We start from the raw sequence: 17,064 nt of genomic DNA on the forward strand, positions 1-17,064 counted from the left end.
ATGCCAGCGCCCGAACTTTCCAGCCGCCAGCTGCGCGCGTTCACCGCCTTGGCCGAGCAGCGCAACTTCACGCGCGCGGCGCAGACCTGCCATTTGTCGCAGCCCGCTTTCAGCGCGCTGATCCGCACGCTCGAAGACACGCTCGGCGCCCGTCTGTTCGACCGCGACACGCGCAGCGTGCAGCTCACGCCCGAGGGCCGGCTGTTCGAACCCTCGGCGCGCCGCCTGCTGGACGACATGCAGGACGCCGTCGGCGATCTTGCCGACCATGCACAGCGGCGCAAGGGCCGCGTGAGCGTGGCGGCGCTGCCCTCGCTCGCCGCGGGCTGGCTGCCGGCCATCCTGGCCGAGTTCATGCACAAGTGGCCCGGCATCACGGTCGAACTGCACGATGCACTCTCGGATGCCTGCATCGCGCAGTTGCGCAGCCACCAGGCGGACTTCGCGTTGGCAGCCACCGGGGCCGGCGCCGCCGCGGCCAGCGACTTGCGCGGCCGCAAGCTCTGCGACGACCGCTTTCACCTGGTGTGCCGCAAGGACCATCCGCTGGCCGCCGTACCCAGGCTCACGGCAAAGCAGCTGGCGCCCTGGCCTTTCGTCCAGATGGCACGCAACAGCAGCGTGCGCCAGTCGCTCGACGCGGCGCTGCACCCGCTGCGGCTCAACGCGGTGTTCGAGGTCGAACATCTGGCCACCGTGATGGGCCTGGTGGAAGCGGGCATCGGCATCAGCGTGGTGCCGGAGCTCACGCTGTTTCATTTCCGGCGCGAGACCCTGGTGACGCGGCCCCTGCCGCTGCCGAGCCTGACCCGGACCATCTACCTGGTGCAGCGCCGCGAAGGAAGCCTTTCGGTGGCCGCGCAGACGCTGTACGACCTCATTCTTGCGCGGCTGGGCACGCTGGCTTGAGGCCCCTGGCTCTTCGCTCTTGCGGACGGAAAAAGAAAACGGCCCCAAAGGGCCGCCGATCGTGGAAGCAGCCTTGCGGCTGCGAGCCATGAGCTGTTTACTTCTTGGCCTTCTTGGCGGGAGCGGCGGCCTTCTTGGCCGGTGCGGCCTTCTTGGCGACGGGCTTGGCGGCTGCCTTGTCGGCCTTGCGCTTTGCAGCCTTCGGGTCGATGGCGGCCTTGAACGCTGCGCCCGGCACGAACTTCGGCACCTTCTGTGCGGCGATCTTGATCTTGGCGCCGGCTTGCGGGTTGAAGCCGGTGCGCGCGGCGCGAGCCACTTGCTTGAAGGTTCCGAAGCCGATGAGCTGCACGGGGTCGCCCTTCTTCACTGCGGCGATGATGGAACCCGTGACGGTTTCCAGAATACGGGCGGCTTCGGCCTTGCTGACGGTATGGGCGGCGGCGATCTTTTCGACCAGTTCGATACGGTTCACTTGAAAATTTCCTTTGGATTGTTCTCGTCATGTTGCCAATGACGGCGCAATGGCTGAGGCCACTGCAAGCGGCGCGGAGTGTAGCGCACGCGGGCGCCCGGCCTTTGCGTTCAGGCGCTTGCCTTGATGGCATCGGTGAGGAATTGCACGAATGCCTTCCCCGCGTCGGGCAGCGATCGACCCGCCAACGTCTCGACTTCGAGGTGGCGTTCGTTCATCTCGCGGTCTTTCAGCGGAATGGCGACCAGTGCCTTCGACTTCAGCTGCGTGCGGATCGACAACTCGCCGTAGAACGCGATGCTGCCGCCCCCCGCGGCCGCAAAGCTCACGAGCGCATTGGCATGGTTGCTGGACAGGGCCTGCACGTACTGCAACCCCTGCCTGCTGCAGCTGGTGTCGAGCAGTTGCCTGATCGAGCTGTCCTGCGGCGGCAACCCCAGCGGATAGGCCACCACCTGGCGCAGAGACAACTGCCGCTGCGCCGCCAACGGATGGTCGTTGGCCATCACGGCGAGGATCGGGCTCGGGTGGCGCAGCTCGATCTGGATGCCGGGCTCGGGCACTGAACTCAGCGTGATGCCCACGTCCGCTTCGCCGTCGCGGATGCGCCCGGGGATGTCGCTCGGCGAGCAGACCTCGAGATGAAAGCGGATGCCCTCGTGCTTGCGGCGAAAGCGCGAAATCAGCGTGGGCAGGAAGTCGAAGGCAAAGCCTTCGGTGCTCACGATGCGCACGCGCCCGCTGCGCAGCCCGCGCAAGCCCTGAATGTCGCTCGCAACCCGCTCGATGTCCTGCTGCACCCGCTTGGCGTGGGCCGCCAGCAACTCGCCTGCGGCATTGGGCACCATGCCGCGCGCATGGCGGTCGAACAGCAGGGTGTCGAGCTCGCGCTCCAGGCGTGCCACCTGCCGGCTCACGGCGGAGGGCGCCACGTTGAGCTTGAGCGCGGCCTCTTTCACCGAACCGGTTCGCACCACTTCCAGAAAGTACCGGACGGCGGTCTCCTGCAGCGCATGAAGTGCCATGAATTTCCCCCGGGTGCGGCGTTGGCCAACGGACTCGTTGATTGCCGAAACGGCAATCCACAATTCTAAACATTGCGCTTGTAGCAGCGGTCCGGCGCTCCTAGGATGGAATCACGGGCGTCCCGGCGCTTGTCGCTTCCTCGCCTGCTTCCCCGCTGTTCTCCAGGAGTTCTTCATGAAACGCCTTCCCGCACTGGCTCGCATGGTGCTGTTGTCCTGCCTCGGTCTGGCGCCGCTGGCCGCCCTGGCTGCGGAGACGGGGTTCCCGTCGCGCCCGGTCACGCTCGTGATTCCCTTTCCGCCCGGCGGTGCCACCGACGTGAACGGGCGCGTGATCGCCCAGCGCCTGGGCAAGGAACTGGGCCAACCCATCGTCATCGAGAACCGTGCCGGCGCCGGAACGGTGATCGGCGCGAGCTATGTCTCCAAGGCCGCGCCCGACGGCTACACGCTGCTGGTCAGCTCGGGCACCACGTTCACGGTCAACCCCGCGATTCGTACGAATCTTCCGTATGACCCGGTCAAGGGCTTCGACCAGATCGGCCTGGTCGGCCGCGTCGGCCTCATCCTGCTGGCGAACAGCGAAGTGCCGGTGAAGACCGTCAAGCAGTTCGTGGACTACGTGAAGGCGTCGCCCGGAAAGTATTCGTACGCGTCGTACGGCACCGGCACCACGTCGCAGTTCGCGGGAGAAACCATTCTCAATGCCGCGGGATTGAAGATGACGCACGTTCCCTACAAGGGCAGCGCCCCGGCCATGACCGACCTGATGGGCGGGCAGGTCCCGTTCAGCATCGACACGGTGAGCGCCGCCATTCCGCAGCTCAAGAGCGGCAAGATCAAGGCCATTGCGGTGACCACGGCCAAGCGCTCCACCCTGTTGCCCGATGTGCCCACCATGGCCGAGAGCGGCTATCCCGACATCAACATGGACACCTGGCTGGTTGTGTCGGCGCCGAAGGGTTTGCCGGCCGACGTGAAGGCCAAGCTCGAGAAAGCGCTTGCCGCAACCGTCGCCGATGCCGACACCCGCGCCAAGCTGATCGCGCAGGGCCTGGAGCCGGCCTACAGCAACGGCGCCGCCGTGAGCGAATTGATCAACAAGGAACTGCCGCTGATGCGCGCCGTAGCCGCCCGCGCGAACATCACCTCCGATTGAGTGACGCCCCCCGAAGCGCCTTCGGCGCCTCCCCCCAACTGGGGGGCGCACCCGGCGGCCGGGCGAAGCCCGTTCCGCGGGTGCGCTGGACTGGCGCCCTTTTGAACAACCACCGACATGAGCACTCACATCGATTTGATTGAACATTCCGCCGTCGAGCTGCGCCGACTGATCGGCAGCAAGGCGGTCTCGCCGGTCGAGCTTCTGGAGGCTTGCATTGCACAGATCGAACGGGTCAACCCGTTCGTCAATGCCGTGACTGCCACCTGCTTCGATCGCGCAAGGGCCGAAGCCAAGGCCGCTGAAGCCGCCGTGATGCGCGGCGATGCACTGGGCCTGCTGCATGGCCTGCCGCTGGGCGTGAAAGACCTGGAGCCCACCGAGGGCCTGCTCACCACCTGGGGCTCCGCGATCTTCCGCGACCACGTGCCCGAGGAAGACATCGAGCTGGTGGCCCGCCTGCGCAAGGCCGGCGCCATCGTCGCGGGCAAGACCAACGTTCCCGAGATGGGCGCGGGCGCCAATTCGCGCAACGAGGTGTGGGGCGCCACCGGCAATCCGTTCAATCCCAACCTGAATGCCGGAGGCTCCTCCGGCGGCTCGGCGGCGGCCCTGGCGTGCGACATGCTGCCGGTGTGCACCGGCTCCGACACCGGCGGCTCGCTGCGGATTCCGGCCGCCAAGTGCGGCGTGGTGGGCTTTCGGCCCTCGCCGGGCATCGTGCCGAGCGTGCGGAAGCTGCTGGGCTGGACGCCGATTTCCGTCGTCGGCCCCATGGGCCGCACGGTCGAAGACGCCTGCCTGCAAATGGCGGCCTCCGCGGGCATGCATGCGGGCGACCCGCTGAGCTACCCGCTGGACCCGCTGTCCTTTCTCAAACCGATGGACGTCGACCTCAGCAGGCTGCGGGTGGCATGGACCGAAGACTTCGGCGTCTGCGCCGTGGATGACGGCATCCGCGCCACCATGCGCCGGAAGATCGACGCCATGCGGCACCTGTTCAAGTCGTGCGACGAAGTGACGTTCGACCTGGGCGAGGCGCACCGCTGCTTCGACGTGCTGCGCGCCGAAGCCTTCGTGGCCGGCATGCATGCGGCTTACCAGCGCGATCCTTCGAGCCTGGGGCCCAACTCCCGCGCCAACTACGAAATGGGCGCGCAGATGAGCCTGCTCGACAGCGCCTGGGCGCAGGCCGAGCAGACCCGGCTCATCAAGCGGTTCCAGGCGACCTTCGCCGACTACGACCTGATCCTGTCGCCCACCACGCCGGTGTCGCCGTTTCCGTGGACGCAGCTGTACGCGGACAGCATCAACGGCGAGAAGCAGGCCAACTACTACCGCTGGCTGGCACTGACGTACGTCGTCACGCTGACGACGCATCCCGCGCTTTCGCTGCCCTGCGGCACCGATCACGCGGGCATGCCGTTCGGGCTGCAGATCGTGGGTGGCTTCCGCGCCGACCACCAGGTGCTGGGCGCGGCGCATGCCATGGAAATGGCATGCGCCGCCGATGCACAACTGCGCCGCCCGCGCCCCGACCTTTCGGCTTTGCGCATGGCCGAGCCTGCGCTCACATCCATCGTCAAGACACCGCCGGCTTCACGCAGCAGCGGCGCCCCCGCGGCGGCTGCCAGCTCCAGCGTCTCCGCCGTCTGAGAAGGAAGAAAGACCGCGCCGAAAACTGAAAAGCCCTCGGCTCCGAGAAGAACCGAGGGCCTTGGCGCGTGAACGTTCAGCGGCTGGCGGTCGCTGCGCGGTTTCCCGTGGCTGCGACGGAGGCCGCCGGAAAACGGATCAGCGGACGCCCGTTGAGCTCCTGCAGCGTGCGGTTATTGTGGGCGTAGCGCGCGCGGAACTGCGCGATCTGGGCCGGTGCCAGCGACACCGGCGTTTGCAGCACATACCACTCGACGTTTTCCGTCAGCGGCGGCGTGGTCAACGATCCCAGGTAGTGGTAGTAGGCCTTGTCCTTGGGCAGGAGCACCGAGATGTCGGTTGGCGACAACTCGCCATGGCCGTCCTTTTCAAGCGCACCCAAGACCTTGGTTGCCAGCGGATTGGCCGGGCCTTCGCGGTACATGACGCCGACCACGGCCAAGCGGCCGTCGGCGGCGCGGAAGACGAAGTGGCCCTCGAGCGGAAAGTGCTTGCCGTCGAGCGTGTGTTCGCTTTCGGCATGGAAGTGGAACTGCACCAGCTTGAAATGCCGGCCGCGGATCATGGCCTCCGGCCCCTTGGCCTCGACCTCCACCGCATGCCCGTTGTCGACCACGTCGAGCTTCGCGTTGGCGTGGTTCAAGCGGATGTCTTGCGGCTCGAGCGAATCGCCGGGCTTGGCCTCCCGGGTGGGAATATCGATCGGCGACTGGGCGCTGTCGTGAATCGCCTTCCAGCTTTCTTGATGGTCGTAGTCGAGCGTCTGGGCATGAAGCGTCGAGGTCGCGAGCAAAGCAACGCTCAGAAGACAGCGAGAAAAAGCAGGAGACATGGGCAAAGATTCCGGGGGAAGTTGTGAGTGAGATGGGCCGCAGACCCTACGGCAGAGAGCACCGGAGACGCGTGGCAATTCGGGCACCGGCAGAAAAAATCCTGCGCAATGCTCAATATTTGACGCGTTTGTTTTACATCCGGAGGGTGCAGGTCTTTCGGGTGACACCGGGCATCGATGCCGGTCATGCAATGGGCCGCATGACGCTTGACCTTGCCACGATGTCAACCCTCAGACTGGCGATTGTCCGGACAGCAGCCTGACCGGTGGCTGACCGCAGATGCGCCCGCAGCGCGCGCATTTTCATGGGCTCTCATTGGAGATTTCGAATGAACGACACGCGTTCCAACCCGAAAGAACATCACCATTCGCATCACCATTCCCACGAAGGCCATCGTGCGCCGATGACACGAACCGAGCCGGAGGTGACGGCCGGACAGCCCACGGTCTACACCTGTCCGATGCATCCGGAAATCAGGCAGGACCACCCCGGCAACTGCCCCAAGTGCGGCATGACGCTGGAGCCCGAAATGCCGAGCCTCGACGCGGACGAGAAGGAAGATCCCGAGCTGCGCGACTTCAAGCGGCGATTTCTCTGGACGCTGCCGCTCACCGTGGCAGTCACCGTGCTCGCCATGGCGGGCCACAGGCTGCAGTGGTTCGAGATGGCCACGCAAAGCTGGATCGAGCTGGCGCTTTCCGTGCCGATCGTGCTGTGGGCGGGATGGCCGTTCTTCGAGCGTGCGGTGCAGTCGGTCACCAACCGCAGCCCGAACATGTGGACGCTCATCGGCCTGGGCACCGCCGCCGCGTTCGTCTACAGCGTGGTGGCCACCGTGGCACCGGGCGTGTTCCCCGATTCGTTCATGTCGATGGGCCGCGTGGCGGTGTACTTCGAGGCTGCGGCGGTGATCATTTCTCTCACCCTGCTGGGCCAGATTCTGGAACTCAAGGCGCGTTCGCAAACCTCCGCGGCCATCAAGTCGCTGCTCGGCCTTGCGCCCAAGACGGCGCGGCGCATCGGCGCCAATGGCGTGGAGGAAGACGTTCCGATTGCGCATGTGCACGTCGGCGACAAGCTGCGCGTGCGGCCCGGCGAAAAAGTGCCTGTGGACGGCGTGGTGGTCGAGGGCGCGAGCGCGGTCGACGAGTCCATGCTCACGGGCGAGCCGCTGCCCGTGACCAAGCGCGTCGGCGACAAGCTCATCGGCGCCACGCTGAACACGAGCGGGTCACTGGTGATGCAGTCGGAAAAAGTCGGCTCGCAAACCGTGCTCGCGAGCATCGTGCAGATGGTGGCGCAGGCCCAGCGCTCCAGGGCGCCGATGCAGCGCATGGCCGACCACGTGGCCGGCTACTTCGTCATGGCCGTCATCGGCATCGCGCTGGCGACCTTTCTTGCCTGGGGATTCTTCGGGCCGGCGCCGAGCTGGACCCATGGCCTCATCAACGCGGTCGCGGTGCTCATCATTGCCTGCCCCTGCGCGCTCGGCCTGGCCACGCCGATGTCGATCATGGTGGCCACCGGCAAGGCCGCCACTCAAGGCGTGCTGTTCCGCGACGCGGCGGCCATCGAGAACTTCCGCAAGGTCGATGCGCTCATCGTCGACAAGACCGGGACGCTGACCGAAGGCAAGCCGCGCTTCGAACGTGCGGTGTCCCTGCCCGGCTTCACCGAGGACGAGGTGCTGCGCCTCGCCGCCAGCCTGGACCAGGGGAGCGAGCATCCGCTGGCGCACGCCATCGTCGAGGCGGCGCGCGAACGCGGTCTGGCGTTGACCGCGGCAGATGAGTTCGAATCCAGCAGCGGCATCGGCGTGAGCGGCATCGTCGGGGGCAAGAAGCTTGCTCTCGGCAACACCGCGCTGATGGATCAGCTCCGCGTGCCCGTCGACGCGCTCAAGCCCCAGGCCGAAACCCTGCGGGCCGAAGGCGCCAGCGTCATGTTCCTTGCCGCCGACGGCCGGCCTGCGGGCCTGCTCGCCGTGTCCGACCCCGTCAAGGCCACGACCATGGAGGCGCTGGCGGCGCTTAAGGCATCGGGCATGCGCGTGATCATGGCAACGGGCGACGGTCTGACCACGGCACGCGCCGTCGCCTCGCGGCTGGGCATCGACGAGGTGCACGGCGAAGTCAAGCCCGCCGACAAGCTGGCCTTGGTCGAAAAACTGCAGCGCGAAGGCCGCATCGTCGCGATGGCCGGCGACGGCATCAACGATGCACCCGCGCTCGCCAAGGCCGACGTCGGCGTGGCCATGGGTACCGGCACCGACGTGGCGATGAACAGCGCGCAGGTCACGCTGGTGAAGGGCGACTTGCGAGGCATTGCAGAGGCGCGCATCGTCTCCGAAAAAACCATCGCCAACATGAAGCAGAACCTCGGCTTCGCGTTCATCTACAACGCGCTCGGCATACCGCTGGCCGCAGGCGTGCTGTTTCCGTTCACGGGCTGGCTGCTGTCGCCGATGATCGCGGCGCTGGCGATGAGCTTGAGCTCGGCATCGGTGATTGCCAATGCGTTGCGGCTACGCGCCGCAAGCGATGGCGGGAAGTCCAATTGAAGAGTTCACATCGCAAGAGCTACAAATCGAATGCACGGCCCGCAGCATTCGAAAACGGCCTACAGACATTCGCCCCTGGTTTGTGCAAGTTGAGGCAATGACACAACCCATCGAACTCATCATCGAGGAGCCAGCCCTCGGGTCATTTGTCTGGCGCTTGCTCGAAACGGATGCGGACGGAGCGAACCCCAAGGTGCTTCGCGACGCCTTCGATCCGGCGGACACGTATGAAGCCGCGCTGGCATCGGGGCAGCGCGCGCTACAGAGCGAAATTCGCCGGCGCGCCGAGCCTGTCCACGCCCAGAGCGCGTAGCCCGCGCACAGGCCTTACGGCGCCGTGAGGCCGACGGCGCGCATCAGCCAGCGGAAGACCAGTGCCACCGCGAACAGGCTGCCGACGCTGGCCAGCCAGATCGCAAGGAGCCAGCCGAGGCGGCGCATCCACTTGCTGCGGCCGCCGGCGCCGGGCTCAGTGGTAGCCATCGCCGTGCCGCACCTTGCCGCGAAAGACCCAGTAGCTCCACGCGGTGTACATCAGGATCACGGGAATGATCAGCAAGGCGCCGACCAGCGCAAACCCAAGGCTTTGCGGCGGGCCCGCAGCCTGCCAGATGGTGATGCCGGGGGGAACGACGTTCGGCCACAGGCTGATGCCGAGCCCGGTGTAGCCCAGAAAAAGCAGCGCGAGCGTGAGCACGAAGGGCGACGCATGTCCGTCGCCGCGCAGGTCGCGCAGCAGGCGCCACGTGACCAAGGCCACGAGCGTCGGCACCGGTGCAAACCAGAGCAGGTTGGGAAAGCTGAACCACCGCCTGGCAATGGCCTCGTGCGCGAGCGGCGTCCAGATGCTGATCGCGACGATGACGGCCAGCATCAGCCAGGCCAGCGGCCTCGCAAGGCTGCGCATGCGCACCTGCAGCCGGCCTTCGGTCTTCATTACGAGCCAGGTGGCGCCGAGCAGCGCGTAGGCCGCCACCAGCGCGACGCCGGTGAAGAGCGAGAACGGCGATACCCAGTCGAACGGCCCGCCGGCATAGTTGCCGTCTGCCACGGGCATGCCGTTGAGAAAGGCCCCGAGCGTCACGCCCTGGAAGAAGGCCGCGGTGACCGAGCCGCCGATGAAGGCGTGGTCCCACCAGCGCCGCCGGCCCGCCCGCGCCTTGAAGCGGAACTCGAAGGCCACGCCGCGAAACACCAGCCCGATGAGCATGAGGATCAACGGCAGGTAGAACGCGCTGAGGATCACGGCATACGCGAGCGGAAAGGCCGCCAGCAGCCCCGCCCCGCCGAGCACGAGCCAGGTCTCGTTGCCGTCCCACACGGGCGCCACGGTGTTCATCAGCACGTCGCGGTCTTCCTTCGCGGGCAGGAACGGAAACAGGATGCCGATGCCCAGGTCGAAGCCATCCATCACGACGTACATCATGATGCCGAACAGGATGATGACGGCCCAGATGAGTGGAAGATCAATGCCCATCGCGGTCGCCCTCCTTCACTGTTTCGGCACGGCCGTTTGCGGCACCGGCATCGTCGTCTTCAGGCGCGGCGGAGAGAGGACGCATCGGGGTTCGCGTCTCGCCCGGACCGCCCCATGCCGGACGATCGGCTTCGTCTCCTGCCGGCCCCTTGGCGATCAGGCGCAGCCCGTAGGCCGTTCCAGCGCCGAACACGACCAGGTACACGACGACAAAAAGGCCCAGCGTGAAACCGACCTGCCCTGTCGAATGCTGCGGCGACACGGCGTCGGCCGTGCGCATCAGGCCGTAGACGATCCACGGCTGGCGGCCGATCTCGGTGGTGTACCAGCCCGCGAGAATCGCAACCAGCCCCGCCGGAGACATTGCCACCGCAAAGCGCAGAAAGTTCTTCCTGGCGTAGAGACGCCCTCCCCGGCGCAGCCACAAGCCCCAGAAGGCCAGCGCAATCATCAGCACGCCCAGGCCGACCATGGCACGGAAGGTCCAGAACACGATGGTCGAATTGGGCCGGTCTTCGGGCGCGAAGTCCTTGAGCGCGGGAATCTGCCCGTCCCAGCTGTGCGCGAGCAGCAGGCTTCCGGCACGCGGAATTTCCACCGCATAGCGCGTGACTTCGGCAGCCATGTCGGGCCAGCCGAAAAGAATCAGCGGCACGCCTTCGCCTTCGGGCGTGCGCTCCCAGTGCCCTTCGATGGCGGCGAGCTTCGCCGGCTGGTGCTCGAGCGTGTTCAGCCCATGCTGGTCGCCGATGACCGCCTGCAGCGGCGCCGCCGCCAGCAGCATCCACAGCGCCATCGACAGCATCGTGCGCACGCGCGTGTTGTCGTTGCCGCGCAGAAGATGCCACGCCCCCACGCCGCCCACCATCAACGCGGTGGCAAGGTAGGCCGCCGTGACGGTATGCACCAGCCGATAGGGGAAGGACGGGTTGAAGATCACCTTCAGCCAATCGACGGGCACGACGCGGCCATCGATGATTTCATGGCCCTGCGGCGTCTGCATCCAGCTGTTCGACGCAAGGATCCAGGTGGCCGAGATCAGCGTTCCGGCGGCGACCGCGAGCGTCGAGACGAAGTGCAGCGCGGGGCCCACGCGCTCGCGCCCGAAAAGCATCACACCGAGAAAGCCTGCTTCGAGAAAGAACGCGGTCAGCACCTCGTAGGCCAGCAAGGGCCCGGTCACGCCGCCGGCAAAGCGCGAGAAATTGCTCCAGTTGGTGCCGAACTGGTAGGCCATCACCAGGCCCGACACCACGCCCATGCCGAACGCCACGGCAAAGACCTTGATCCAGAACTGGTACAGGTCGATGTACACCTTGCGGCCGGTGCGCAGCCAGAGGCCTTCGAGCACGGCCAGGTAGCTGGCCAGCCCGATGGTGAGCGCCGGAAAGAGGATGTGGAACGAAATCGTGAAGCCGAACTGGATTCGGGCAAGCAAGAGGGCATCCATGCGGCCGTACCTTAGCGTGGCAAGCAAAGCGCCGCAACCACACTACGTAAGATTGGCGCCGCCGAATCCACAGCGACACCAGGAGATATACAGATGCAGAACGGAAGCCTTCCACCCCGCCGCCGCTTTCTCAAGACCGCCGCCAGTTCGGGGCTGGCCGCGTTCGCCGGCGCGGCCGGCGCGCAGTCTTTCGACTTCAAGCCGAATCAGCGCTACCCGGATCCTTCGGTGCTGATACTGGACCCGAGCTTTGCCAGGTACCGCATCTACAGCAGCACCGTCGAGCAGCTGGGCACCGGCATGCGATGGGCGGAAGGGCCGGTGTACTTCCCCGAAGGCGGCTACCTTCTGTGCAGCGACATTCCGAACAACCGGCTCATGAAGTACGACGAGAAGACCGGCAAGTTCACGGTGCACAAGCAGAACGCCAACTACGCCAACGGCAACACGCGCGACCGCCAGGGCCGCCTGATCACCTGCGAGCACTCCGTCACGCGCCGCGTGGTGCGCACCGAGAAGGACGGCCGCATGACGGTGCTGGCCGACAGCCACGAGGGCAAGAAGCTCAACGCGCCCAACGACGTGGTCGTCAGGTCCGACGACACGGTGTGGTTCACCGACCCGACCTTCGGCATCAACGGCGAGTGGGAAGGATCCAGGGCCACGCCGGAGCAGGCGACAACCAACGTCTATCGCATCGCGAAGGACGGCAAGCTCAGCGCCGTGATCACCGACCTCGTGAACCCGAACGGCCTTGCGTTTTCTCCGGACGAGAAGAAGCTCTACGTGGTCGAGTGGAAAGGCACGCCGAACCGCAGCATCTGGAGCTACGACGTTGCCGCAGACGGTGCCAGCGTCTCGAACAAGACGAAGCTCATCGATGCGGACGGCCCGGGCGCGCTCGACGGCTTCCGCGTCGACCGCGACGGCAACCTCTGGTGCGGCTGGGGCTTCAACGGAGCCTTCTCGCCGGAGCCCACCGACGTCGGCGGCGGCATGAAGGCCCACCTGCCGCTCGGAAAGTCGGAGGAGATGGACGGCGTGAAGATCTTCAACCCACAAGGCAAGCCGATCGGCTTCATCCGCCTTCCGGAGCGATGCGCCAATCTCGAGTTCGGCGGGCCGAAGCGCAACCGCCTCTACATGACGAGCAGCCATTCGCTCTATGCGCTCTATGTGGAGGCGCACGGCGCGGTCTGACTGCAACGTCTCTGTAGCGGGCCCTGCCACGCCGGGTCCCGCGCTCTACTTCGGCGCAAGGAATGCGTTCAATGCCCGTACCGTCTCGAGCGGACATTGCTCGGGGAAGAAATGCCCTCCGTCGATCGCCGCGCCCGAGACCGTATCCGCCCAGTGGCGCCAGATGCCCAAAGGTCCGCCGGCGCCGGCGTACCAGTTTTCGAGCGCCGACCCTGCGGCCCATAGCGCGAGCGTCGGACAGGCGATGCGGCGCCCGGCCTGCCGGTCGGCCTTGTCGTGCTCGACATCGAGCGAGGCTGCCGCGCGGTACTCTTCGCATATGGCGTGCACATGCGCCGGGTCCTCGAGCGCGGCGACATAAGCCGCTCGGGCCTTCGACGCGAAACTCGCAGCCTTCGTTCCCCACTGTGTTGCCGCGTCGTCGACGATCGCTTCCGGGGCCGCGGCAATCAAGCGCTCCGGCAGGGGCGCCGGCTGCGCGAGCAGCGACCAGGGCCAGAACGCCAGTGCCAGCCGCGCGTCCGCGCGTTCGAACGCTTCCAGGGTGGGCACGATGTCCAGCACGGCAAGGTGCGTCACGCGTTCCGGGTGATCGAGCGCAAGGCGGTACGCGACTCGCCCGCCCCGGTCATGGCCCGCGACCGCGAAGCGAGCGAAACCCAGTGCGTCCATGAGCTCGACGATATCGGCTGCCATGGCGCGTTTGGAATACGGCGCGTGGTCGGCCGCGGACGCGGGCGTACCGCTGGCGCCATAGCCGCGCAGGTCGGCACACACGACCGTGAACCTCCGGGCAAGCGCAGGCGCCACGCGATGCCACATCACGTGAGTCTGCGGAAACCCGTGCAGCAGGACCAAGGCCGGCCCGTCGCCCTTGCGCCGGATGAAGAGGGTCGTTCCGGCCATCGCCACGGTCTCGGTGGTGAAACCTTCCAGCATGAATGCCAGTATGCGCCGCCACGACAAAGGCCGGGCCGATACGGCATACTCCCACCCCCCAACTCGCCAGAGACCCGCTGAATGGACAAGGAAGTCGACCCCCGCGTACTCACCGTCATCGATGAGATGCGACTGTCAGGACCACGGCTCAGTCCGGTCGAAATCGTCGCCAAGATGGGCGTGTTCGACGCGCGCGACAAGCCGTTCGAATACGCCTGGATGGCAACGGGCGACAACGTCATTGCCACCATCTGGGCGGAGTATGTGAACGTCGGCGCGGGCGGGCGGTGGTTCTACCTCGAGTCGCTCGACACGCAGCATCGCCCGGGCGGCGGCGCGCGAACGGCCAACCAGGTCCAGCGCGCAAAAGACCGCCTGGCATTGCTCAAGCGCACCTTCGACGCGGGCCAGGGTTTCCGGGCCGTGGTGCAGACCAACCGGGTCGCGATTGCCGAACTGGAAAGCAACAAGAGCGCGAAGGTGTCCACGCGCGTGCGCGACGACGCCGAATGGCACGTTGCAAGCTGGGAGCCCGAGCAGCTGCTGGCGGTTCTGGTGCGCGGCCCGCGCGGCTGGATTCCCGATGAAGCCGAGATGCAGGCCGCCAAGGCGCGAGGCGGTGTTCCTGCCGCCGTAGAAGCAGAGCCCGAGGCTGCCACGCCGGCCTCGCAGGAAGAGGTTCAGGCCGCGGCCATGGCGTATGTCATGGGCCACTTCAAAGGCTACGGCTACAACGCCGAGGATGTGACCGGCCAGAACCTCGGCTACAGCATCGAGGTGTCGAACGCGAAAGGCGCCACCCTTCTCAGGGTCGCCGTGAAGGGCACGTCCACGGCAACGCCGAACTTCCGGCTCACGCCCGAAGAAAACGCCTGCGCCGCGCGCGAGCCGCTCTGGCGCCTGCTGGTGGTGGCAGACGCCGGCGGGCCCACCGCCCAGCACAAGATCTACAAGCCTTCGGAGATCGGCCAGGCGCCTGGCTTCGAAGCGTTGGGCTAGACCAGCGCCGCGATCTCCGCGGCACTCAGCGCGCCCTGATAAACGCGGAAATCGTCGAGTCGCCCACGCAGTGCCGGATCGTTCGGATACTGCGAACGGCCGAGGAAATTCCGCGTCGTCTCGCCGAGCTCGAAGGGCGCCAGCGTCATCTGCGCGTTGCTGCCGACCTCTGCGCCGTCGACATACAGCGTGCCGAGCGTGCCCGCCAAGGTCACGGCCACATGCACCCAGCGGCCGGTCGGCAATGGCGAGGCGCCTTCGATCACCTGCTCGTTGTAGCCGTTGACCCTGGAGATCGCGTAGCGAACGGTCCCGGCATTGCTGCGCGGCGTGAGCATCATGTAGCGGCGCGCGCCGGAGCCGAAGTCGAAGACGCGCGACCAGGTCGAAATGCTGTCCAGGTAGACCCAGCATGCGATCGTGAAGTCGGCCGCATCCTTCACCAGGCCCGCGGGCAGGTTGACGTAGTCCGCCGCGCCGCTCAAGGCGACGGCGCCTGCGTCGCGCCCGGCCGTCCATGAAGCGGCGCCCATCAGTCCGCTGGCGGCAAACCGGCCGGTCGCATCGGCGGCCGAAGTCCCCTGCGCTTCGTCGAACTTGAGCTGCATGAGCAGCTCGGCCTTGAGAGCCGCCCTGGCCGCGACCGAGGGCTCGCTTTCCCCGCCCGCATTCACGGCGACCACCACGTAGTGATACACCCCACCCGCAATCGCCGTGGTGTCCGTGAAGGTGAGCGTGTCCGTGATGCCCGAAGTCAGCACGGTGTACGGGCCGCCCGCAGTGGCCGCGCGCTTGACCGAATAGCTCAACGCACCGGTGCTGCCCCACCACGACAACTCCACCTGCGATGCGTGCACCCGCGCGGTGAGCCCGCTCGGCCGCGCAAGCGTGGTGAGCGGATCGCGCGTGAAGGTCAGGGTTCCGAAGCCGAGCTGGTCGCCGTTGTTGCCGTCCGACTCGGGGCGCATCTGCACGGCCTGCAGCGCGGTGTAGGGCGTGGCGATGCCCAGCCGGTTGGCATAGTGGTTGTAGACGCTTTCCCAGATGCCACGCCGGTGCCCTTGCCCTCCCGCCGCCAATACGGACTGGGTGCCCTGCCTGTTGATGTTGGTGACGAACGGGACCGTGTAGAAGTCACCGGTGCCGTCGCGAAGATTGGACTTCGCGACGTACTCGGCACCGGCCAGAAAGCGGTTGTTCTCGTAGCCGTAGATGTCGTCGCCCTGGTTCCAGGCCATTTCGCAGAACGCGCCCGCGAGGCCGATGCCCAGCGTGCAGTGCCCCTGGTCGCGGCCGCTTTCCTGCCATTGGCCCAGATAGCCGGGATGCACGTGGTAGACCGCCTGCAGGCCTGCTCCGTTTCCCGCGCCGTTCTTGTAGTAGTTCAAGGCCTCGTCGTAGATGTCCTGGCGGTCGCACAGCACGCCGATCGCCAGGATCGAGCCTATCGTGCACTGGTCCCAGTTGGCCCAGTAGTTGGTGATCTCGGAACCGTTGTGGTTCACGAGGAAGCTGTGGTTGAGCGGATAGAACACCGTCAGCATCATGTTCTGGAAGCGCGCGAAGTCGCTGGCCGCCCAGCCCGGATAGGTCCGCATGATCTCGGCCGCATTCGCGAACTGCTGGCCGTAGATGCCCGCCGCAAGGAAGCGGTCGGCGTTGCCCTCGATCGCTGTCAGCGTGGACGACCACTCGTTGAGGAACTCGACCGCCAGATCGGCATAGCGCGTGTCCTGCGAAACCTTCCAGCGCAATGCGAGCTGGTAGGCGCGCGCGACGTCGATGTAGAACTGCGCGAAGTTCTGGCCCGGGACGTCCCCCCGAATCACCGTGGCCAGCGGACGCGGCTTCGCACCGAGCTGCGCGCGGCCGTTGGATGTCAGTGCGTTCCAGCCGGCAAGCCACGGTTGCGCATTGGCTGCCACCTTGAGGCGCATGCGCTCGAAGTCGGCCTCGGTGTGCAGCAGGCCGGGGTGAACGAACTTTCGCGTTTGCGCCGGAGCGGGCGCCGGCGCGGGCACGTCTTCGGTGCCGGAAGTCGTTGCAGGCGCGGGCGCCACCAGCGAAGTCGAAGCGGTGTCTTGCGGTGCGGCGCCCAGAAGGCCGAGGTTGCCGGCCGCCCCGCCGCCCCCTCCTCCTCCACCGCCTCCACAGGCAGTCGCCCCGAGGGCAACGAGGCTCATCGCGCTCACGCAGAACATGCGGCGATCTAGAGGATTGTTGTTTTCGCTGTCTGAGGAATGCATGTTGTATTGAGGTTCTGTTAAACCTTGTTACAGCAACATGCATGCCAAATGCGAGGATGAACCTTTTCCTATTCGCCGCATGGCCAGAGCGCGCCAAGTTGGTGTCACACATGCGCGAGAAACTCCCGCACATGAC

General features: G+C 66.4%; 15 protein-coding genes. 7 read left to right on the plus strand and 8 right to left on the minus strand.

Annotated features, from left to right (window positions below):
- Complete coding sequence (locus QFZ42_RS21765) at positions 1-909, plus strand: LysR family transcriptional regulator (RefSeq protein WP_307702963.1); 909 nt, start codon at positions 1-3, stop codon at positions 907-909.
- A 97-nt stretch (positions 910-1,006) separates the two neighbouring features.
- Here the strand turns inward: QFZ42_RS21765 and QFZ42_RS21770 are convergent, their stop codons facing one another.
- Entirely contained in the window at positions 1,007-1,384 is a 378-nt protein-coding gene (locus QFZ42_RS21770) for an HU family DNA-binding protein (protein WP_307702964.1), read from the minus strand.
- Positions 1,385-1,494: 110 nt separating this feature from the next.
- A complete protein-coding gene (locus tag QFZ42_RS21775) occupies positions 1,495-2,409 on the minus strand; it encodes a LysR family transcriptional regulator (RefSeq protein ID WP_307702965.1) in 915 nt (304 codons plus the stop codon).
- Between the two features lie 175 nt (positions 2,410-2,584).
- Between QFZ42_RS21775 and QFZ42_RS21780 the strand changes: the two genes are divergently transcribed.
- Complete coding sequence (locus QFZ42_RS21780) at positions 2,585-3,568, plus strand: Bug family tripartite tricarboxylate transporter substrate binding protein (protein WP_307702966.1); 984 nt, start codon at positions 2,585-2,587, stop codon at positions 3,566-3,568.
- Positions 3,569-3,685: 117 nt separating this feature from the next.
- On the plus strand, positions 3,686-5,224 hold the full coding sequence (locus QFZ42_RS21785) for an amidase (protein WP_307702967.1): 1,539 nt from the start codon (positions 3,686-3,688) through the stop codon (positions 5,222-5,224).
- Positions 5,225-5,300: 76 nt separating this feature from the next.
- Here QFZ42_RS21785 and QFZ42_RS21790 read toward each other — a convergent pair whose 3' ends face one another.
- Entirely contained in the window at positions 5,301-6,017 is a 717-nt protein-coding gene (locus QFZ42_RS21790) for a carbonic anhydrase (RefSeq protein ID WP_307702968.1), read from the minus strand.
- Positions 6,018-6,460: 443 nt separating this feature from the next.
- Here QFZ42_RS21790 and QFZ42_RS21795 point away from each other — a divergent pair, with 443 nt between their 5' ends.
- Both QFZ42_RS21795 and QFZ42_RS21800 read left to right on the plus strand, forming a co-directional pair.
- Positions 6,461-8,617, plus strand: a complete 2,157-nt coding sequence (locus tag QFZ42_RS21795) for a copper-transporting P-type ATPase (RefSeq protein WP_307704285.1) — start codon at positions 6,461-6,463, stop codon at positions 8,615-8,617.
- A 97-nt stretch (positions 8,618-8,714) separates the two neighbouring features.
- On the plus strand, positions 8,715-8,930 hold the full coding sequence (locus QFZ42_RS21800) for a hypothetical protein (RefSeq protein WP_307702969.1): 216 nt from the start codon (positions 8,715-8,717) through the stop codon (positions 8,928-8,930).
- A 14-nt stretch (positions 8,931-8,944) separates the two neighbouring features.
- Here QFZ42_RS21800 and QFZ42_RS21805 read toward each other — a convergent pair whose 3' ends face one another.
- Genes QFZ42_RS21805 through QFZ42_RS21815 form a run of 3 tightly spaced genes read right to left on the minus strand, consistent with a single transcriptional unit; the run spans position 8,945 to position 11,544 of the window.
- Complete coding sequence (locus QFZ42_RS21805; RefSeq protein ID WP_307702970.1) at positions 8,945-9,100, minus strand: DUF2474 domain-containing protein; 156 nt, start codon at positions 9,098-9,100, stop codon at positions 8,945-8,947.
- Positions 9,087-10,094 carry a cytochrome d ubiquinol oxidase subunit II gene (gene cydB / locus QFZ42_RS21810; RefSeq protein WP_307702971.1) on the minus strand — a complete coding sequence of 336 codons (1,008 nt, stop codon included), beginning with the start codon at positions 10,092-10,094 and terminating at the stop codon, positions 9,087-9,089. The genes QFZ42_RS21805 and cydB overlap by 14 nt, the downstream gene beginning before the upstream one ends.
- The gene (locus tag QFZ42_RS21815) at positions 10,084-11,544 is read right to left on the minus strand and encodes a cytochrome ubiquinol oxidase subunit I (RefSeq protein WP_307702972.1); all 1,461 of its coding nucleotides are present in this window, start codon (positions 11,542-11,544) and stop codon (positions 10,084-10,086) included. The genes cydB and QFZ42_RS21815 overlap by 11 nt, the downstream gene beginning before the upstream one ends.
- 93 nt (positions 11,545-11,637) lie before the next feature.
- On the opposite strand from QFZ42_RS21815, the gene QFZ42_RS21820 reads away from it, so the two are divergent.
- Positions 11,638-12,744 carry an SMP-30/gluconolactonase/LRE family protein gene (locus tag QFZ42_RS21820; protein ID WP_307702973.1) on the plus strand — a complete coding sequence of 369 codons (1,107 nt, stop codon included), beginning with the start codon at positions 11,638-11,640 and terminating at the stop codon, positions 12,742-12,744.
- Between the two features lie 45 nt (positions 12,745-12,789).
- Here the strand turns inward: QFZ42_RS21820 and QFZ42_RS21825 are convergent, their stop codons facing one another.
- Positions 12,790-13,683, minus strand: coding sequence for an alpha/beta fold hydrolase (locus QFZ42_RS21825; protein WP_307702974.1), 894 nt, complete (start codon positions 13,681-13,683; stop codon positions 12,790-12,792).
- Between the two features lie 81 nt (positions 13,684-13,764).
- On the opposite strand from QFZ42_RS21825, the gene QFZ42_RS21830 reads away from it, so the two are divergent.
- Positions 13,765-14,682: a protein NO VEIN domain-containing protein gene (locus QFZ42_RS21830; RefSeq protein WP_307702975.1), complete on the plus strand. Its 918-nt coding sequence runs from the start codon at positions 13,765-13,767 to the stop codon at positions 14,680-14,682.
- Here the strand turns inward: QFZ42_RS21830 and QFZ42_RS21835 are convergent.
- Positions 14,679-16,928 carry a LamG-like jellyroll fold domain-containing protein gene (locus QFZ42_RS21835; RefSeq protein ID WP_307702976.1) on the minus strand — a complete coding sequence of 750 codons (2,250 nt, stop codon included), beginning with the start codon at positions 16,926-16,928 and terminating at the stop codon, positions 14,679-14,681. The genes QFZ42_RS21830 and QFZ42_RS21835 overlap by 4 nt on opposite strands.
- Positions 16,929-17,064 lie beyond the last annotated feature (136 nt).

Source organism: Variovorax paradoxus, from assembly GCF_030815855.1.
GTDB classification, from domain to species: Bacteria; Pseudomonadota; Gammaproteobacteria; order Burkholderiales; family Burkholderiaceae_C; genus Variovorax; species Variovorax paradoxus_M.